The following is a 20877-nucleotide window of genomic DNA, read 5'->3' as shown; positions in this document are numbered from 1 at the left end:
TGCTTTTGCAGGAATGACACTTAGACTACTTTCTTTCTTGATCTATCATAGCCATGGCATTCATAAATTCTAATACTCTTGCATCACTAAGGATCTGATCAATAGCTTTATCGTTAAAGGTTAGTCCGGCGTCTTTACTTTTTACATCAACTACTAAAGATTCACCGTCTTTTAATTCAGAATTTTTACTAAAAACTTCTATTGCCCTAAAGCCATATTGCTTTATTACTGAAGATTGTTTTCCTAGATTTAAAGCAAATTCCTTAGAATCTTCTATTTTATTAAGCACCGGTACAATAGCATTATTAGTATAATGCACAAAATTATTTATAACCGCACTCGGATCCGATAATTTTATTACGCTTTCTAGATTCAGAGGATTATCTATAGTAGGCATATCAATATCAATAGCAAAATTAAAATCATCCATTACAAGATTAGTTTTACCGGATAATTTTTTTGCTTCAGGATCAAACTCACCTTTTAAATTAAATTCGGAATTATTTATTTTTGCAAAAACACCCATTACTCTTTCCCCATCTTCTTGAGTAATAGGGCTAGTTAGTTTAAAAATTTTATCTAACTCAGCTCTTTTGTTTAAACCATTACTAAAGTAGCTTCCTAAAGCTTCAGCTGCCGTTTTTTGGTATGTTTCAGAAGGTTCTATAGTAGATTTAATATTTAAAGCAAAATCAAAAATTTTATCTTTTCCTATATTTAATTTATATAAATTACTTTCTACTTTTCCTTTTCTTTCAATATCACAAGCAAATAAAAACGGCTTACCTTTTACTAATTCTCCTAACATCTGCATAAAAATAACAGCATGCATATTCTCATCTTGCTTTTGATCTAGAGAAAAATTTTGAATTAATAATTTCCCAAGAGCTACTAACTCATCACTATATTTTAGTTTTAATTTGGAATTGTAAGAAATAGGTAAATTCAATATATCTAACTTTGTCAAACCATACTCAAAGAAAGCAGTATCAGAGTCATTAGCTATTTGATCTCTCAAAAATTCAAAAATTTTATCATATAAATTTCTTCTGTAATTTTCAGAAATAAAAGAAACAGTATTTTTTCCATCCAAAATTAACAAATTAAGGTTATCCGATGTCTTAGTATTAGTAATTACAGAATTACTAATATCACTCTCTGCTAATTTTTCTGCATCTAGAGAACTATAAAGAGTTGATTTATTGTCACTCAAGCTTAATTTCCAATAATCAGGTTCTCTATTAAACAAAGATTTTCTAAACCAAATTGTTGTATGATGATCAGGTGAGTAAAAAATATTTTTTTCATCTTGAGCGGTAGTAATTTTTACATTATTTCCGTAAGAATCAATTTTTGTAATATTCAAAAACGGTATATGTCTAATAACTATTTCATCAAAATAAAAATCTATAGGTTTTAACATTACTTTATTTAAAGTAACACTAAATCCATATTTATTAACTTTTATTGCATCATAAGTTATATATTCTTCATATTTATCAAAAATAGAGATAATATTTTCTTTACTTTGATGTTCAAATTTATAGGCAGCATATCCCCACCCTACTAGGATTAGAGCTATAAAGCTTATTATAATAAATCGTATTTTCATCTTTTTTACTGTAAAAAATTATTAAAAATCAGAAATGTTGTTCCTGCGTAGACACCTAATCGTCATTGCGAGCAGCCGTAGGCTGCGTGGCAATCTCGTCAAATATCCTGAGATTGCTTCGTCAATTACTTTGTAATTTTCCTCGCAATGACGAAAAATCGAACTTTGTAATAAAACCTTAAACAGTCCAAAATAGCATATATCACTTAAAAAATATATTTATTTTTCTTTTAAACGATCAGCTATTAGCTGATATGATTCAAAAACCTTATTTGGTTCTTTTTCGAGCAATTCAAATCCCAATTTTTCATTACTGTTAATATGCCATAATCTACAATTATCCGGACTAATTTCATCAGTTAACATAATGATAGATTCTTCACCGTTAAACACACGCCCAAATTCTAATTTACACTCAACAAGCCGAATCCCGACACCAATAAATAAGCCGCTTAGAAAATCATATATACGCAAAGCCTGCTCTTTTACCGCTTTAATTTCATCCCTAGTTAACCAGCCGAAATTTAATATTTGATACTCATTAACTATCGGATATTTAAATTCACGACTTCGGACCTTAAAATCAATGATAGGTTTATCAAATACATACCCTTCATCCATTCCGAATTCTTTTACAAATCTACTGCACGCTACTGATGATATTATTACTTGTATCGGGAAAACCTCAACATATTGAATTAATTGCTCCCTCATATTTATTTTTTCGATGAAATGATTTTCAATACCGATCATTTCCAGTTTATCCATTAGAAAGGAAGAAATATTATTATTAAGTACTCCTTTACCTGATATATCAACAGTCTCACCGGTTTCTAAAATAGCCTTATCGGAAAAAGCCATTATAAGTAAAAAATCTTCTTCGGCAGAATATAAAATTTTACTTGAACCTTCATATAATTTTTTTTTCATTTATTTGTCTCAAAATTCATTTTCCTCGTCATTGCGAGAAAATTACGAAGTAATTGACTAAGCAATCTCAGGAGCTTGTTATTATTTCATAAGAGTGCCACGCAGCCTACGGCCGCTTGCAATGACGACTCTGGTATACACACAAGCATATCATTAAAATCCCTGAAGATCATTCGGACCGATAATTGCCGACGTAGTAGTACCACTAAATATTTTATTTGCCGTATTAATAATATCATCAGCTTTTATGCTCATGATAATTTCCATAATCTCTTCAGGAGAAATATATTTACCGAAAACAGAATAATTTTTACCTATTTCTTCTGACTTATAGGTATTTTTCTCTTGAGCCATTTGTAAATTACTACGCAGTTGTGTTTTAGCTCTAAGAATCTCTTCTGTGCTTACTTGTTCAGTCATTTTTATTATTTCGTTTTTAATCTCTCTATATAATAATTCTAATTTATCATGTGCAGTGGATGCATAAATTGTAAACACCCCACTATCAAAATAAGCACTATTATAACTACCTACTGCATATGCTAAACCTAATTTCTCACGAATACTTAGAAATAAACGCGATGACATACCGCCACCGAATATTATAGAAAGTAGATGGGTTTGGTAAAGCTTTTCTAAATTAATATATGATGTACCTTCAAACCCTAGCACTAAACTAGTTTGCTCTAACTCCTTATTAATAAAGCCGTTTCCGCCTATATATTTTGCCGGAATAAAGCTACTTTTTACTCCTTGCTTCAAAGAAGAAAATAACTGTTCCGCTATAATTACTATTTTATCATGATCAATATTACCGGCAATTGATAAATAGAGATTTTCAGCATTATAATGTTTATCTATAAAATTAAAAAAATGTTCTTTCGTAAAAGTTGCAAGGGTTTTAGCAGTACCTAAGATTGACTTACCCAACGGTTGTTCTCTATAAACTTTATTATAAAATTTCTCATATACTAGGTCATCTGGATTATCCTGATGATGAGCAATTTCCTGCATGATCACCTGATATTCCTTAGCTATTTCCTCATCAGCAAAAATAGAATTTTGAATTATATCGGCAAGTATATTAAGTGCTTTATCACAATTTTCAGACAAGACTCGTGCATAATATACCGTATTCTCATGACCGGTATAGGCATTAAAATGTCCGCCTATAGAGTCAAACTCTTCCGCTATCTGTTTTGCCGTTCTAGTTTTTGTACCTTTAAAAGCCATATGCTCAAGAAAGTGAGATATGCCTTCCTCTTCTGCATTCTCATAACGTGCTCCAACTTTAGCAATTAAATTTATTGCTACCGAATTAACATAAGGCATATTATATGTTAAAATTGTCAAACCGTTTTTTAATTTACTAACATTAAAATTTTCTTTCATAATTTATCTTTTATTTTCTAAATCGTCATTGCGAGGAGATGCATAGCATCGACGTGGCAATCTCAGGAATTTTATATTACTTCATGAGATTGCCACACTCCTTATAGTCGCTTGCAATGACGTGTTTTGATTTAAGCGATGACTCTCTTAACTTCGTAAGCCTTAGAAATCTTGCAAAAGCAAAAATTATTGAATCTACAAAACCGTCAAAACCAAATACAAAATAGCGTCTGATAAAAAACGCTTTAAAAAACCACCATATCATTTCAGTTGTTAAACGAAAATTTGAAAGCTTTTTTCCTTGCTTAACTAAATCTTTTGCTTGCTCGCTAGAATAAAAATTTGCTTTAGTGACCAACTGCTCAATTGAAGTACCCGAATAATGATAAGCAGCTTCATCTAATAGATAAATTTTACCTGCAAAATCAACATCTTTATTAAATATTACCGAATCATGAGTAGTACTATTTACGGTATTTGCAAAGCTTGCAAATTTTTTATTATACAACCGAGTACATTTATTAAATGGAGCAAACATTCGTGGCTTTTGGTCATTACGATGCATTATTAACAGCTTTATTTGATAAGCTAAATAACGATCTTGATTATGAGAGGCAAAAATATACTCTATTTCGTCTTGTAACTCTTTAGACAACTCCTCATCGGCATCAATATTAAGAACCCAATCATTTACACAAAGGCTTTCGGCAAAAGATTTCTGTCCTACATAACCAAGCCACGGTTTTATTACTACCTTTGCTCCTAATTTTTCAGCTATTGCTACCGTATCATCAGTACTTTCGCTATCGACTACTATTACCTCATCAGTAATATTTTTTACGCTATTTATAGCTCGTGCTATCCTTGCGGATTCATTTTTGGTAATAATAAATGCTGAGATTTTTTCAGTTAATGACTTATGCATAATGCGTATACATTCTAAGAATTTTTACAACTTTTTCTTGTTTATAAACTTCATAAACCAACCTATGTTGAATATTAATTCTTCTTGAATAGCAACCACTAAAGTCACCAACGAGCTTTTCATATGGAGGGTAAATTTTCCAAGGATCAGCACTAACTATGTTTAATAAAACTTCTACTTTATTCTTTAAACCGGCTTGCACTATTTTCTTAGCATCGCTTTGTGCTTGTGTAGTATAACGAATTATATACATTTATAAAAAATTACCAATTTAATTTATCGCTACACTTTGCTATAGGCTCTGCTCGTCCTTCAATTATAGACTTATGCATATTTGGAATAGATAATAAATATAAAGTTTCTTCCATATTACGATAATCTGCTTCTGAAATTATAACTACATTATTTCTTTTACCTTTAATATAAACAGGTTTGTGTACATCAGAAACATAATCTATAAGTTTATAAAGCTTACTTCTTGCTTCGCTTGTATTATATATTTCCATTATTTTTTCCTTATAGTTATTGAGACTTAATAACGTACTATAAACAGTACGTTTTGTCAAGGTTATATTCCTACTATCACCCTAAACACCAGCTTAACTATATAAGTTAAAAGTAATGTGGATAATAATCCGCTAAGCCATAGGATAATAAACCATTGCCACCCTTTGAGACAAGAGGTTATTTTTTTAAATTTTTTAATATATCGGATGATGAGATGATTTGCCACGGAATATATAATAACAATAGAATGTGTAGCCAAGTATGACAGGTAAGAATATCCCAGCCCCTATCAACAGTAAAGACTGTGACTCCGGTGCTGCTGCTGCAGTTTCAAGCGTAACTTTATAAGGAACGATATATGGCCATATGCTTATCGCGAGCCCTAAATATCCTAATAAAAATAACAAGATCGCATAAATAAACGGCTTTACTTCTTTTTTCTGCTTAACGGCTTTAATTAACTTGATAAATATTAAAACAGTTACAATAGGTACAATAGATAAATAATAAATATTAGGTACACTAAACCAACGATGATTTATGTGGTTATTTAAGAAAGGAACCCATAAGCTTACAAGCCCCATAAAAAGTGCAACGTAAAATAAAATATATAAAGCAGCTTTATAAGCCCAATCTTGTGTTGTCTTTTCTGTTTTCAGAATAAGCCAAGTAGCACCCAAGAGTGCATAACCGAATATTAATGCTATCCCCGTCATAACGGAAAAGGGAGTAAGAAAATCAAAGCTCCCTCCTGCAAATTCTCGTCCTTCTATCTCTATTCCTTGGACAAACGTACCAAGCATTAAACCTTGACAAAAAACAGCAAGCATAGAACCGAAATGAAAAGCGTAGTCCCAAATATAACGATGACCTATATGAGCCTTAAAACGGAATTCAAAAGCTACACCACGAAATATTAGACCGAGTAACATCAATATAATAGGAATATATAAAGCCGGCATTAATAGCGAATATGCCAACGGGAAAGCCGCAAATAAACCACCGCCGCCAAGTACTAACCAAGTTTCGTTACCGTCCCAAAAAGGAGCAATAGAATTGATCATTTTATGACGGCAATCATCGGTAGGTGCAAACGGAAATAAGATTCCTACTCCTAAATCAAAACCGTCTAATAAAACATATAAACAAATAGCGGTAGCTATAAGCCCACCCCAAACAAGCGGTAAATCTATATAAGGTGCAAAATTTAACATAAACTTATTACTTTTCTAATAATGGGTTATTCAAACCACTCTCTCCGTACATTTCTTTATTATCTATCGCTTCTATACCTTGCTTTATCAAATGCATTATATAATATATACCCGCTCCGAAAATGATCACATACACTACTATAAAAGCAATTAGAGAAATAAATACATACTTGCCGAGTACCGGTGATACCGTATCCACAGTTTTTAAAATATTATATACTATATAAGGTTGTCTACCTACCTCGGTTACGAACCAACCGGCAAGTACTGCAATAAAACCTGAAGGTGACATTAATATATACCAATATTGAAACCAATGCGTAGTATATAATCTTTTCTTCAAGTAAAGATATAACCCCGCAATACCTGTAAATACCATTAAGCAACCAATTCCTACCATAATACGAAAGCTAAAAAATACTACTGCAACCGGCGGACGCTCTTCTTTTTTCCATTCTTTTAATCCTTTCACTTCACCGTCTAAACTATGCGTTAAGATTAAACTACTAGCATAAGGTATTTCTACAGCATATTTTGTTTTTTCTTCTTCCTCGTCAGGAAAGCCGATAAGATTAAAAGCTGCTCCTTTTTCTGTATTCCAAATACCTTCCATAGCCGAGACCTTAACCGGCTGATTTTTAAGAGTATTTAAACCATGCAAATCACCAATAACTATTTGAATAGGTGCAACGATTAATGCCATTAACACCGACATAAAAAGCATAATTTTAGCATGCTCTTTATAACGATTATTTAGTAAATAAAAGCTAGCTACACCACCGATAACAAAAGAAGTAGTTAAATAAGCCGCCGTAATCATATGGAAAAAGCGATATGGGAAAGAAGGGTTAAAGATAATTTCTAGCCAATTTAAAGGATCAAAGAATCCTTCGCCTCGCAGTTCAAAACCAGCAGGCGTATGCATCCAGCTACTAGCTGCAAGTATCCAAAAAGCTGAGATTATAGTACCAACGGCAACTATTAACGTAGAAATAAAATGTACTTTTTTACTGACTTTATTACAGCCGAATAACATTATACCTAAAAAAGAAGATTCGAGGAAAAAGGCAGTAAATACTTCAAAACCGAGAAGCGGACCGAGGACATTTCCAACCTTATCTGAAAAATTCGACCAGTTAGTACCGAATTGATAAGACATTACAACGCCCGAAACTACTCCCATACCGAAAGTAACGGCAAAAATCTTCACCCAAAATTTGTATATTTCTTGATAAACCGGCTTTTTTGTTTTTAACCATAACCCTTCAATTACCGCTAAAAAGCTTGCAAGCCCTATAGTAAAAGCAGGGAATATTATATGAAAACTTATGGTAAAAGCAAATTGAATCCTTGATAATAATACTTGATCAAATTCCATATTTAGACTGCTGTTTTAAGATAATAAGCTTTGTGACAATAACAATATACTCCCAGTGTAATAACGTATACTTAATACGTGAGTACCACAGTACTTATAGGACGACGTAGCCAATTTTTCAAATTAAACGAGTATACAGTATTTGATTTAATCATCCACCTTTGCTATTATTAAATTCTATCTGATTAGTTTTAACAAATTTTCCTTTTTCGGAGTTCCAATTATAATGAACATTTACTATTCTTACTTCTGTAACATTAATATCACCATTGGGCAATTGCGTTACATCATACCCTTTTCGGATAGAATCCGTAATTAATAAACTTGCTTGACAAATATATTTTACATCAAAGAACGGAGAATCGTCTTCCTTAGACTTTTCTTGTTCTTCTAAAAAATTATTAGATAATTCTTTTTCTTGCATTTCTAATGATGTTGAAGTTATTTTCTGAATTTTGTAGCATTATTTAAGGTAAGAAGCAAGACTTGTTTATTATTTTTCCACAGATTTAATATTTTTAGGTATATTTTTGCAAAATAATTAAATTAAAATATGCTCCAAAATAACACGAATTAATATATTATTTTAAAATCGAGGTACATTATCGTGATAAAATACCCTACTTTATCTAAATCAACATTTAGCTTAGGTATTTATTTTTTAAAATTCGATAAAGTTAAAATAACTTTATTGACTGTAATTTGTATTTTACTTGGTATGATTCCAGCGATTGATAGTATATTACTTCAGAAAATCATTGATTTAATAGAATCTTTCAACGATGAGAACGCTAATAATCTTTTATCTTCCATGATTTACTGGGCAGTATTTTATGCTCTTTGGTGGGAGAGTATTAATATAGCATATCGTTCATATGATTATTTGTATCTCAAGACTATGCCCGTAATAAAAGGGAAAATACTAAATGAACTTTATAATTATACCCAATATCATAGCCATAAATTCTTTCAGGATAATCTAGCAGGACATATTAGCAATCGTATTACCGAAACTGCAAGATCGTTTGAGATGATTATTTCAATATTCGGTGAAAAAATTCTTCGTAAACTTGCTATTATTGTATTTGCATTAATTGCTTTATATTCGGTACATTACGTTTTTGCTACGATATTTATTTTATGGATTACGGTTTTTTTAGGACTTAGTGTTCTTTTCTCGGATAAAATCAATAAATACTCATTAAATTATGCTAGAAGCCGATCTTTTGTTGCCGGTAGTATCGTAGATGCAATTAGCAACATTAATGCGGTTAGAATGTTTACAGCCCATAAATTTGAACGTCAACATCTAGAAACAAGAGTAGAAAATGCCGTAGCCGATGAGCAGACTATGCAATTCTTTATGTTCAAATTGCGTTATGCTCTTGGGACTTCTTGTTCAATAATGATTTTTATAATGATTTATTATTTATCTAAACTTCGTAACGAATTAATAAGCATAGGTGATTGCGTATTAGTGCTAACATTATGTATAAATGTAGCAGACAATATTTGGGATTTAACGCAAGAAATCGGTGATATGTTCGAGCAGGTCGGGGTATTTAATCAAGGCTTATCTTTAATGGCACCGCATATTATAACTGATATTGAAAACGCTACTCCATTAGATATCAAAGAAGGGGTTATTGAATTTAGAAATGTTACATTTAATTATCATCATAATAACAATTTATTTTATAAAAAATCGGTATTAATACCGAGTAAACAAAAAGTAGGACTAGTTGGATTTTCAGGTTCAGGAAAAACCACTTTTATTAGTTTACTCACTAGGTTACATGATATAGAAGAAGGAATGATTTTAATAGATAATCAAAATATTAAAAACGTAACTCAAGATTCTTTAAGAAAAGCCATTAGCCTTATACCTCAAGAACCGGTGCTTTTTCATCGTACCATTTTGGACAATATCAGATACGGGAAAAAAGAAGCTACTCTTGAGGAGGTTATAGAAGCAGCAAAAGCTGCACATATTCATGATGTTATCGATAATCTACCGGACAGTTACAATACTATGTGCGGTGAACGGGGGAATAACTTATCAGGCGGTCAGCGTCAAAGAATTATCATAGCAAGAGCCATCTTAAAAAATGCTCCTATTTTAATTCTCGATGAAGCAACAAGTAGCTTAGATAGCGAGACGGAAAGCCTGATTCAAGAGTCAATGGATTATTTAATGCAAAATAAAACCGTGATAGTCATTGCCCACAGATTATCTACTTTACTCAATATGGATAGAATTTTAGTTTTTGAAAAGGGAAGTATAATCGATGACGGTAGCCATGCAGAATTACTAAAAAATAGTAAGCTATATCAAAAATTATGGAACTCTCAAGTTAAAGGGTTAATAGTGTGAGGAGGTATTACCTATGTATTATGTCATTCCTGCTTTCGCAGGAATGACATAATACCAGCCTCAACCTTTAAACTAAATCATTATGAGCCACTGTTTCTCCTGTTGTTTCAACTTGAAGTAGTCTGCACCCTGTCATCGCTTTTATTGCACTCTCAAGTAATTCTATCTTATCTGTAGCGTTACTATCAATAATATCTTCAATTTTTAAAATGCATAAAAACTCTAAAGGCGGTATCAATTTAGCTATCTTTTCTCCTAATTCTATTAATGGTTGTTTTATAGAATCATCCGAATCCAAACTCATTTGATTTGAAAATTTATATAGTTCTAATAGGCTTTTAATATACTCATCCTTAGAAACATCTTTTGCAACCGGTAATATTGCTGCTTTCCATTGAACAAATGCAGCTAAATCTTTCTTGTCAATAGCCTTAATTTTCTTGTAATCATTCTTACGAAATGAGGATTCAAGCGTTAAAAGAGCTTTCAGAGGTTCACAAATTGCTTCCTTGTTACGGACCATTTGACCGTCAGGATCGAGTATATCCGGATTAGCACCATATTGTAAAAATACTTTTACCATATCTGTACTCTGCTTTCTATCGTTAAGCCCTCTAGTTAGGTCTACTAAACTTTTAAATACGGTTTTTTCACAACGGATAAATTCCATATTAGCACCATAAGTGAGCAATTTAGTTACCATGGCTATATTTAGGTATAGGAACGTACATATTTCTAAATAAGTCATATTGTCACCTGTTACGTAATTAGGATCCGCACCATTTTCAATTAGAAATGCTGCCATATCAAAATGTTGAGCTGTTAGGACAGTGTGAAAAACGGTCATACCGCTGTTGTGGTCAAGGATTATATTTGCACCTTTTGCAAGTAGAAGCCTTACTATCCCTTTCTGATTATTATGACACGCAAAATATAAAAAAGATTTAGCCTCACCTTCCAATGTATATACTTCTGTATTTAGATCAATATTTAAAGCGGTTAACATACTATCAACTAAATCATAATCACCTTGACAAATTGCTTTAACTATAGCAGTGTCAGGAGATCTTGCTATTTTATCTACAGTGCAGTATGCCATATTGTACACGCTAGAAATATTTGTATTTGGATCTTCAACCAAAGCTTTGAATTCTTTGACAAAACTTTCTCTAAAAAATTCATATCTTTTTATTTTATATATATTATTAAATCCCATATTTTGTTGTTCTTCTATATCTTTACTGCTTAATATCTCATGAAATTTATTTCTAATTATATCATCGGTTATCATAGTATTTCCCTTAATGATTCAATTGACAGTATTTTGTATCGTACAGAAAAAAAATCATTTTATCAACAAATAGTTGATTTATTAGTAAGCAATCAATAAACTAAAATATTATATTAAATATTGTCATATGCTGTTATAATCACTTTTTTAGCCACTAATATTTAAACAATGAAACTATCTGATTTTGACTTTGATTTACCAAGTGAACTGATCGCACAATATCCATCTAGTGAACGTGATAACTCAGATTTACTAATTGCTGTTACGCCACCTATTAAAACCAAATTCTACAACATAATAGATTACTTAAAAGAAGGGGACTTATTAGTCTTTAATAATAGTAAGGTAATAAAAGCAAAGTTAAATTTGGGGAAAAATATTACAATAAATTTGAATCAAAAATTATCAGATGATAGTTGGTCGGCTTTTGCTAAACCAGCTCGAAAGCTTCATGTAAATGATGAATTTTATTTTGATAATCATAAGGTAATTATTACCGAAAAACTTACAATGGGTGAGATTAAAGTAAAATTTGAGCTTAATGATATTTCTGTATTCGAGTTCTTAAATAAATACGGTGAGATGCCGCTACCGGTTTATATTAGGCGTTCACACTCATTATGTCATCCCGTGGCTACGACTACGGGATCCAAAAAATATTTAAATAATGACTGGATACCGTGGTCAAACCACGGTATGACAAACACTCAAAACGACAACGACCGCTATCAAACTGTCTATAGCCAAATAGAAGGTTCAGTTGCAGCACCGACAGCAGGCTTGCATTTTACAAAGGATATACTTGATAAGCTTAAGGCAGAAGGCATACAAGCTACATTTTTAACATTACATGTGGGAGCTGGAACTTTTTTACCTGTAAAAACCGAAAATATTCATGAACATAAAATGCATACCGAATATTGCTCTATTACTCCTGACACTGCTGAAATCATCAATAAAGCAAAGCAAGAAGGGAAACGTATTATCGCAGTCGGCACTACAACACTTAGAACACTTGAGAGTTCTTGCAATAACGGCATCGTAAAAGCAGGTAGCTTTGAAACCGATATTTTCATAACCCCAGGTTTTAAATTTCAAACAGCCGATATGCTACTTACTAATTTCCATTTTCCTAAATCTACTTTATTTATGCTTATATGTGCTTTTGCCGGATTTAAAGAGATGCATGAATTATATAAATATGCTATAAAAGAAGCAATGCGTTTTTTTAGCTACGGCGATGCAACGCTTTTATGTAGGAAATGATAATAACAACCATCATTGCGAGCGACTAAAAGGAGCGTGGCAATCTAGCAAAAATAACAAAAAATGCTAAAGATTAATATTTTTCACTGGATCCCGTGGTCAAACCACGGGATGACGGAGGTGAAATTGATCCACGCAACAAAGCCTTCCTGCTTTGAGCTAGGAACGACATTTTAGAAAAAAACTATAACAAACTAGATAAAAAATATTTGATTAAATCCTCTACTTCATTAATACGAGATTCAAAACAAACTGCTTTACGAGAAGAATTAAAACAGCTGACAGCAGCACTTAATAAGCCTAAAAGTTTATTCAAATTCTTTAATCAAAACAACTTAAAAAGCGGAATTTATTTATACGGTCCGGTGGGTAGCGGTAAAACTATGCTCATGAATTCTTTTTTTGAAGAATTAACCACACCTAAAATAATAATACATTATCAGAACTTTATGCAGGAAATTCATAAATCTATGCATAAATTACAAACAGCAAATCAGAAAGATACCATCCCTAAAATTGCTAAAAACTATGCTAAACAAACTAAAGTGTTATGTATAGATGAGTTTGAAATTAAAGATATTACTGATGCAATGATAATCGGTAGATTATTTAATGAATTAATAAAGCAAAATATTTTTATTTTTATAACTTCTAACACGAGTCCCAATAATCTGTACAAAGACGGATTACAACGAGAATCTTTCTTACCTTTTATAAAGATAATCAATAATACATTTTATGTTAAATATCTAGATAATCACCATGATTATCGATTTGATAAAGCGTTAGGAGTTAAAGAGGCAAGGATAATTTATCCTTTAACTTTAGAAAACCAAAACAAACTTGAAAAAATTATCACGGATATTAGTGATAATAATCTTGCTCCTCAAAATATACAGGTTCTAGGTAGAGAAATATCCTTTCAAAAAGTGCATAAAAGAATATTAGTAACAGATTATAATGAATTATTTACAAGAGACTTAAGCTATATCGATTATGTTAATATTTGCCAAAATTTCAACGTTATTATAGTGAGGAACGTTCATACTATCGATGCTAACGATACAAATACAGCCGTTAGATTTATCAACTTTATCGATAATGCCTATTTCTATAAAATACTCTTATTTATGAGCCTAGAAGATAACCCAAATAAAATATATCAAGGTTCAGCACGAGCCGCAGAATTTAAACGCACTATTTCAAGACTAAATGAAATGAATAGCGAATCTTATTTCGCTAAAAAAGCTCTTTAATTACTAATTAAAATTTATTTACAGATGACCTCTAAGAAACTTAATAAATTCATCAATATTGATCTTTATATCGTCTTCTAAATGCTCTTCTGTTGTCTGATCTACATAAAAAGGATAATAATCGCATGACATATAATTTGCCATTCTTTTATAAAAACTTCTAGAGGGAGTTATACCGTGATCAATCTCTACTACTTTGCATTTTGGAGCCGCAAAAATAAAGTTAGCAAATCCTGATCCGTGCGGTCCAATCATTATTTTTGATTTATTAAAAAGCTGGGCCTGTTCATACGGGGAGGATAGCTCTAGATATATTACTTTAAAACCAAATCTCTCAATTTTTTCTATTAATTCCTCTTCATTAACTATTTTTCGGGTAGAAGCATATTTACGAGAAATATATATTTTATCGTATGCTTTACTATTATCTTTAATAAAAATATTTCTTAAATCTTTTTTTAACCATAAAGGCAAAGGTGTACCTTTTACTGGAATAAACGGTACAGATGGAACAATTAGTCTAGTAACTTGAATTATACAGTCACTATTTACTACAAAAAGCTTATCTTCCGGTATATTTAAATAATTTAATACTATTTCTAATGACTTAATTTGCCATGAATATTTTAAATTATTAATATAGATACGATCATATTCAAGAGCTGATTCTTTTAATATAATTAATCTAGGCAAAATTTGTAGCAGCCAATGATATCAATTTTCAGAACCAGAAGATGAAATTACTGCTAATTTTCCATTAAAATATAAAGGATTTTCAGTATTAATATCTTGTTTTTTTTAATAAACGATGTTGATCACCTAAGCTTGTTTGAGTATCTTGTAGAATATAACCTTCTTGAGTTAAAATTCCATCTTCATTAATTACTGTGCCGTTTGGTAACTCTAAAATAAATTGACCAGTATTTTTTTCTTTAAATAGCTTTTTAATTTCTATGTTAGATTTTAGCGATTCTATGGAAATAAATTGATGTTTATTCTTTAATGCGTAAGCATTACTAATATAGAGAAAGGTAAAAATTATGAATATAAAATATCCCATAAAGAGAAAGAAAGATAATTAAAAATTTGTATTGCAAACTTGGCAGCGACTTACTCTCCCATGCCTTATGACATAGTACCATTAGCGCTATGAGGTTTCACGTTCGAGTTCGGGATGGGATCGTGTGTTTCACTCATGCTATAACCACCAAGCTAGCAATACAAACTTTTAAAAAGATAGATTTGTATTATAGTTTGCTGTTAATGTTGTTGCACAACTCAAAAAAATTCTTAACATCATATCTTAACTTTTACTACGATACTCAGCAAAATAATTTTCGCTGGATATCGTGGCGGGGCTACAGTATAACATTAGTTATGCAATAACATTTTTATTAGTTGATAAAGCTATTTAACCTGATAACTTTGTGAGTGGATACTACACTCTTATAGCATTAACACTATATGCATATGTAATCTCACAGCAAAGTAAATCAATCGAGCTATTAGTATCGGTTAGCTACACACATTACTGTGCTTCCACACCCGACCTATCAACGTGGTGGTCTTCCACGGCTCTAATGGGGAAGTCTAGTTTTGAGGTGGGTTTCCTGCTTAGATGCATTCAGCAGTTATCCCTTCCGTACTTAGCTACCCAGCTGTGCCGTTGGCACGACAACTGGTCCACCAGGGGTACGTCCACCTCGGTCCTCTCGTACTAAAGGCAGATCCTCTCAAACTTCCTACACCCACGGCAGATAGGGACCGAACTGTCTCACGACGTTCTAAACCCAGCTCACGTACCACTTTAATCGGCGAACAGCCGAACCCTTGGGACCTTCTCCAGCCCCAGGATGTGATGAGCCGACATCGAGGTGCCAAACGATTTCGTCGCTATGGACGCTTGGAAATCATCAGCCTGTTATCCCCGGAGTACCTTTTATTCGTTGAGCGATGGCCCTTCCACTCGGGACCACCGGATCACTATGACCGACTTTCGTCTCTGCTCGTCTTGTCAGACTCGCAGTCAGGCTAGCTTATGCCATTGCACTCTAAAAGTTGATTTCCGACCAACCTGAGCTAACCATCGCGCGCCTCCGTTACTCTTTGGGAGGCGACCGCCCCAGTCAAACTACCCACCATGCATTGTCTCGGATCCTGATTCAAGGATCTCGGTTAGATGTCAAGAACCAAAAGGGTGGTATCTCAAGGGTGACTCCACAAAGGCTGACGCCTTCGCTTCGTAGTCTCCCACCTATCCTGCACATCTGATTCCTAACACCAGTGCAAAGCTATAGTAAAGGTTCACGGGGTCTTTCCGTCTGACCGCGGGAACTCCGCATCTTCACGGAGAATTCAATTTCGCTGAGTCGATACTGGAGACAGTGGGGAAATCGTTACGCCATTCGTGCGGGTCGGAACTTACCCGACAAGGAATTTCGCTACCTTAGGACCGTCATAGTTACGGCCGCCGTTCACTGGGACTTCAATTCAGAGCTTGCACCCTTCCTTTTAATCTTCCAGCACTGGGCAGGCGTCAGACCCTATACGTCGTCTATTGACTTTGCAGAGCCCTGTGTTTTTAATAAACAGTCGCTACCCCCTAGCTTGTGCCACCTGCACATGGTTGCCCATATACAGGTCATCTTTCTTCCGAAGTTACAGATGCAATTTGCCTAGTTCCTTCAGCATCGTTCTCTCAAGCGCCTTGGTATACTCTACCTGTCCACCTGTGTCGGTTTCGGGTACGGTCTATAATGAAGGTGTTATTTCCTGGAAAATATTCACTGCACAATCAATCCAATAAGACTGTACAATTTACTATTTTCGTCACATCCTTCAGGTTCAGGAATATTAACCTGATTCCCATCGATTACGCCTTTCAGCCTCATCTTAGGGGCCGACTAACCTTGCGCAGATTAACTTTACGCAAGAACCCTTGGACTTTCGGCGAGAATGTTTCTCACATTCTTTATCGCTACTTATGTCAGCATTCTCACTTCCGATACCTCCAGCAAACCTTACGGTTCACCTTCGCAGGCTTACGGAACGCTCCGCTACCATTTATGCCAAATGCATAAACCCGCATCTTCGGTACATGACTTGAGCCCCGTTACATTGTTGGCGCAAGAAAACTTATTTAGACTAGTGAGCTATTACGCTTTCTTTAAATGATGGCTGCTTCTAAGCCAACATCCTAGTTGTTTTGGTCTTCTCACATCCTTTAACACTTAGTCATGATTTAGGGACCTTAGATGGCGGTCTGGGCTTTTTCCCTCTCGACTATGGACCTTAGCACCCATAGTCTGTCTGCTATGCTGTACTCATCGACATTCGGAGTTTGATTGAGTTTGGTAAGTCTGTGGGACCCCCTAGCTCATTCAGTGCTCTACCTTCGATGGTAATCGCTATAACGCTCTACCTAAATAGATTTCGCGGAGAACCAGCTATATCCGAGTTTGATTGGCCTTTCACCCCTAACCACAGCTCATCCCCTACTTTTTCAACAGTAGTGGGTTCGGTCCTTCAGTGGATTTTACTCCGCTTTCAACCTGGCCATGGCTAGATCACCCGGTTTCGGGTCTAATTCATCTAACTAAACGCCCTATTCAGACTCGCTTTCGCTACGCCTACACCTAACGGCTTAAGCTTGCTAGATAAACTAAGTCGCTGACCCATTATACAAAAGGTACGCCGTCACAAAACATATAAATACGCTTGCTCCGACTGCTTGTAAGCATTTGGTTTCAGATACTATTTCACTCCCCTTGTCGGGGTACTTTTCACCTTTCCCTCACGGTACTTGTTCACTATCGGTCACTAGAGAGTACTTAGGCTTAGAGGGTGGTCCCCCTATGTTCAAACAGGATTTCACGTGTCCCGCCTTACTCAAGGACTTCAAACTTTTTACCTATACGGGACTATCACCCTCTATGGTCAACCTTTCCATGTTGTTTTAGTTATTTTTTTGAAGCCACTGGCCTGGTCCGCGTTCGCTCGTCACTACTAACGGAGTCTCGGTTGATGTCCTTTCCTCCAGCTACTTAGATATTTCAGTTCGCTGGGTTTGCCTCATATAGCTATGTATTCACTATACAATACCTAATAAATTAGGTAGGTTTCCCTATTCGGAAATCTTCGGATCAAAGTTTATTCGCAACTCCCCGAAGCTTATCGCAGCGTATTACGTCCTTCATCGCCTTCTAGTGCCAAGGCATCCACCAAATGCTCTTATTATATTTACTTACGCTTTTAACTTGAGATTACATGATGCATACAGAATTAATTTCACAATTATTTTCAGTATCTACTCACGATATAAATTTTTATTATCGCGGTGTATTTAGTTTTTAGCTTTATCAACTTTTTAAACAGCTACAAAGTTTTACGTTTCAAACTTTGTGTGATGATTTTATATCTATATTTTTAAAGCTTGTCAAACACTAATTTCAAATAATTTTAATTTTATTTCTTATGAGAGGGCTTAAAGTTATTTTAACCTCTTTTTAAAGTAGGCTTTGTCGGCTTTTTGTTTAGATTTGCGGTCCCTAATTTTGTATCTACCTTACCGCCTAAATCTTCAAACAAAAACCTGCCTTTTTGTAAAACATGATTTACTGCTGTCATTTCTCCTTCTCTGTTTATCAAACCGCTTTGAGTTTTAACACACAATAATTTACCGTCTTTTCTAAAGACTAGATTCTCATCAATTGCAAAATCTTTAGTTATACTTAAATTACCGTTCTTATCAAATGTACCTAAAATATTTTTCTGTAAATCAGCAAATGTGGCATGAGCGTATAATTTTGAAATTTCTTTTATTTGCTTTGGATCGTTTATATGTTCGCCGGCTTTGTTAATAAAGCCGCTAATTTCATATTGAGATGTTTTAACATGTGGAGTTTTTTTCACAAGAAATTGAGTTTCCGTAAGTAGCTTAGTTTGATCCTCTACTTCATCATCTACTATATATAATTACTTTCCTTTTTACAGAATAAATATCACTATTCTTTTCAAGCTTTGAGGTAAAATCCTTAACGTCTCAATTATCATTAAACCTAACTTCTTTTTTATCTTTACCCATAATAATACTCTTATTTTAATACTGTATCTTTTAAAATATTTGTACCACGTAAAAATTCTTCTATATTCAAAGCTTTTTTACTCTCTTGCTGAAGTTTTTTCACTCGTAATATACCGCTTCCACAAGCTATTTCCAGCTTATCGCTAATAACGGTACCGGAAGTAAAGTGATGATCCGCATTTAAATATTCTGCTTCAAGGATTTTAATTATTTTATCATTATAACTAAAATATGCTCCGGGCCAAGGATTCATGCCCCTTATTTTACAATCTATTTTATATGCGGATTCATGCCAATTAATTTTTCCTTCTTCTTTAGTTAATTTATGAGCATACGTAACACCGTCACTTGACTGTTTTATTGGTACTATATTATCGATATTTGCAAGTGTTTTAATTAATAACTCCACTCCGAGATTTGCACATTTGTTATGCAGTTCTTCCAATGTTGCTCTTTCTTCTAAATCAAAATCTTCTTTAATCAATATATCACCTGTATCAAGCCCTGTATCCATACGCATAATACATACACTACTTTTCCGGTCACCCTCTATAATAGTACGCTGCAGAGGAGCCGCTCCTCTGTGACGAGGCAAATCGGATGGATGGATATTAAGACAGCCGTATTTCTTAGCTTCTAATATAGCTTTCGGCACAATAAAACCATATGCAATAACAACTATAATATCAGCATTAATTTTATTAATTAGATTTATTATTTCATTATTACGAAGAGTAGAAGGAGTATAAACAGGAATTTGATGCTCAAATGCTAATTGATGTATTGGAGATTTAGCTAAGTTAAGTCCTCTGCCCTTAGCTTTAGGTTGCTGTGTAAAAACAGCTTTAACTTCGTGATGAGTTATAAGTTTTTTAAGAGCGGGAACAGCGAATTCAGGCGTTCCCATAAAGATTACTTTCACACTATATTATTTTTGAGTTTCTTAAGCTTACGAAGTACTACATCTCGTTTTAAATTACTTAAATAATCAATCATAAGCTTACCTTCTAAATGATCATACTCATGCTGGATAACTCTTGCAAGCCAATCATTTGCTTTAAGCTCTTGCGATTTACCATGATAGTCTAAATACCTAATCTTTATAGATTCCGGTCTTGCCACCTCAATACGTTGCTCCGGTAATGAGATACAACCTTCATTAGCCGTAACTAGCTCTTCTGATTTTTCTATTATTTCAGGATTCACTATAAAAAGCGGATAAAAATCTTTTGGTCTTGCTACCGAATCATGATCTTTTATATCAATTACTAAAATACGTTTCAATACCCCTACTTGTACTGCTGCAAGCCCTGCACCGTCTTCATGGTACATAGTTTTAAGCATATCGTCCATAAATTTTCGTGTTTGATCGGTAAACTCTAAAACCGGCTGAGATTTCTGCTTTAATCTTTCATCAGGTGCCGTTACTATCGGTAATATTGACATAATTAAATCTTAATATTTTATTTTAATATACCATAAAATCACCAAAATGTAAAGAAAGCAAACCTGCCTGATTCCGGCAATAGTTGCATAATAAACTCACCTATTTGCAATAATTTGTCGAATTAATAATATTTAGTAAAAAATAATAGCAAATATCAGATAACATGTTAATAAATAAGTCTTGCATAAAATTAAGGAGGAAT

At 33.5% G+C, this 20877-nt stretch carries 18 protein-coding genes and 2 rRNA genes; 3 read left to right on the top strand and 17 right to left on the bottom strand.

The window, feature by feature from the left end; all coding sequences use genetic code 11:
* Nucleotides 1-25 precede the first annotated feature (25 nt).
* The 9 genes from RGRA_RS0102105 to RGRA_RS0102065 all read right to left on the bottom strand — a co-directional run bounded on the left by RGRA_RS0102105 (nucleotide 26) and on the right by RGRA_RS0102065 (nucleotide 8382).
* The gene (locus RGRA_RS0102105; RefSeq protein WP_017443255.1) at nucleotides 26-1612 is read right to left on the bottom strand and encodes a hypothetical protein; all 1587 of its coding nucleotides are present in this window, start codon (nucleotides 1610-1612) and stop codon (nucleotides 26-28) included.
* A 219-nt stretch (nucleotides 1613-1831) separates the two neighbouring features.
* Nucleotides 1832-2542, bottom strand: a complete 711-nt coding sequence (locus RGRA_RS0102100) for a phosphoribosylaminoimidazolesuccinocarboxamide synthase (RefSeq protein ID WP_014408318.1) — start codon at nucleotides 2540-2542, stop codon at nucleotides 1832-1834.
* Nucleotides 2543-2695: 153 nt separating this feature from the next.
* Nucleotides 2696-3934 (bottom strand): M16 family metallopeptidase, encoded by a 1239-nt coding sequence (locus RGRA_RS0102095; protein WP_017443253.1) that lies wholly within the window; start codon nucleotides 3932-3934, stop codon nucleotides 2696-2698.
* Nucleotides 3935-4010: 76 nt separating this feature from the next.
* Entirely contained in the window at nucleotides 4011-4859 is an 849-nt protein-coding gene (locus tag RGRA_RS0102090) for a glycosyltransferase family 2 protein (RefSeq protein WP_017443252.1), read from the bottom strand.
* Entirely contained in the window at nucleotides 4852-5112 is a 261-nt protein-coding gene (locus RGRA_RS0102085) for a Txe/YoeB family addiction module toxin (RefSeq protein WP_017443251.1), read from the bottom strand. Before RGRA_RS0102085 ends, RGRA_RS0102090 begins: the two co-directional genes overlap by 8 nt.
* Nucleotides 5113-5122: 10 nt before the next feature.
* Complete coding sequence (locus RGRA_RS0102080) at nucleotides 5123-5365, bottom strand: type II toxin-antitoxin system Phd/YefM family antitoxin (RefSeq protein ID WP_017443250.1); 243 nt, start codon at nucleotides 5363-5365, stop codon at nucleotides 5123-5125.
* Nucleotides 5366-5560: 195 nt separating this feature from the next.
* The gene (gene cydB, locus RGRA_RS0102075; RefSeq protein WP_017443249.1) at nucleotides 5561-6580 is read right to left on the bottom strand and encodes a cytochrome d ubiquinol oxidase subunit II; all 1020 of its coding nucleotides are present in this window, start codon (nucleotides 6578-6580) and stop codon (nucleotides 5561-5563) included.
* Between the two features lie 7 nt (nucleotides 6581-6587).
* Nucleotides 6588-7958, bottom strand: coding sequence for a cytochrome ubiquinol oxidase subunit I (locus RGRA_RS0102070; RefSeq protein ID WP_017443248.1), 1371 nt, complete (start codon nucleotides 7956-7958; stop codon nucleotides 6588-6590).
* A 151-nt stretch (nucleotides 7959-8109) separates the two neighbouring features.
* Nucleotides 8110-8382 (bottom strand): DUF2671 domain-containing protein, encoded by a 273-nt coding sequence (locus RGRA_RS0102065; protein WP_010976947.1) that lies wholly within the window; start codon nucleotides 8380-8382, stop codon nucleotides 8110-8112.
* A 183-nt stretch (nucleotides 8383-8565) separates the two neighbouring features.
* Here RGRA_RS0102065 and RGRA_RS0102060 point away from each other — a divergent pair, with 183 nt between their 5' ends.
* Entirely contained in the window at nucleotides 8566-10332 is a 1767-nt protein-coding gene (locus RGRA_RS0102060) for an ABC transporter ATP-binding protein (protein WP_017443247.1), read from the top strand.
* Nucleotides 10333-10399: 67 nt separating this feature from the next.
* Here the strand turns inward: RGRA_RS0102060 and RGRA_RS10225 are convergent, their stop codons facing one another.
* Nucleotides 10400-11623, bottom strand: a complete 1224-nt coding sequence (locus RGRA_RS10225; protein ID WP_017443246.1) for an ankyrin repeat domain-containing protein — start codon at nucleotides 11621-11623, stop codon at nucleotides 10400-10402.
* 168 nt (nucleotides 11624-11791) lie between these two features.
* Between RGRA_RS10225 and queA the strand changes: the two genes are divergently transcribed.
* Nucleotides 11792-12889, top strand: coding sequence for a tRNA preQ1(34) S-adenosylmethionine ribosyltransferase-isomerase QueA (queA, locus tag RGRA_RS0102045; protein WP_017443245.1), 1098 nt, complete (start codon nucleotides 11792-11794; stop codon nucleotides 12887-12889).
* Nucleotides 12890-13101: 212 nt separating this feature from the next.
* On the top strand, nucleotides 13102-14145 hold the full coding sequence (gene zapE, locus RGRA_RS0102040) for a cell division protein ZapE (protein WP_330216856.1): 1044 nt from the start codon (nucleotides 13102-13104) through the stop codon (nucleotides 14143-14145).
* Nucleotides 14146-14163: 18 nt separating this feature from the next.
* On the opposite strand, the gene RGRA_RS0102035 is transcribed toward zapE, so the two are convergent.
* The 7 genes from RGRA_RS0102035 to def form a co-directional block, all read right to left on the bottom strand.
* Nucleotides 14164-14838, bottom strand: a complete 675-nt coding sequence (locus tag RGRA_RS0102035; RefSeq protein ID WP_017443244.1) for a glycosyltransferase family 61 protein — start codon at nucleotides 14836-14838, stop codon at nucleotides 14164-14166.
* Between the two features lie 88 nt (nucleotides 14839-14926).
* Nucleotides 14927-15205, bottom strand: coding sequence for a hypothetical protein (locus RGRA_RS13120; RefSeq protein WP_017443243.1), 279 nt, complete (start codon nucleotides 15203-15205; stop codon nucleotides 14927-14929).
* A 37-nt stretch (nucleotides 15206-15242) separates the two neighbouring features.
* A 5S ribosomal RNA gene (gene rrf / locus RGRA_RS0102025) occupies nucleotides 15243-15357 on the bottom strand.
* A gap of 272 nt (nucleotides 15358-15629) precedes the next feature.
* Nucleotides 15630-18390 (bottom strand): 23S ribosomal RNA (locus RGRA_RS0102020).
* A 249-nt stretch (nucleotides 18391-18639) separates the two neighbouring features.
* The gene (locus tag RGRA_RS0102015) at nucleotides 18640-19056 is read right to left on the bottom strand and encodes a hypothetical protein (RefSeq protein ID WP_017443242.1); all 417 of its coding nucleotides are present in this window, start codon (nucleotides 19054-19056) and stop codon (nucleotides 18640-18642) included.
* Nucleotides 19057-19238: 182 nt separating this feature from the next.
* On the bottom strand, nucleotides 19239-20150 hold the full coding sequence (gene fmt, locus RGRA_RS0102010; protein ID WP_017443241.1) for a methionyl-tRNA formyltransferase: 912 nt from the start codon (nucleotides 20148-20150) through the stop codon (nucleotides 19239-19241).
* A complete protein-coding gene (def, locus tag RGRA_RS0102005; RefSeq protein ID WP_017443240.1) occupies nucleotides 20147-20674 on the bottom strand; it encodes a peptide deformylase in 528 nt (175 codons plus the stop codon). The genes fmt and def overlap by 4 nt, the downstream gene beginning before the upstream one ends.
* Nucleotides 20675-20877: the final 203 nt, after the last annotated feature.

Origin of the sequence: Rickettsia gravesii BWI-1, from assembly GCF_000485845.1 — a bacterium.
GTDB lineage: Bacteria > Pseudomonadota > Alphaproteobacteria > Rickettsiales > Rickettsiaceae > Rickettsia > Rickettsia rickettsii.
This window is presented reverse-complemented; position numbering and strand designations above follow the sequence as displayed.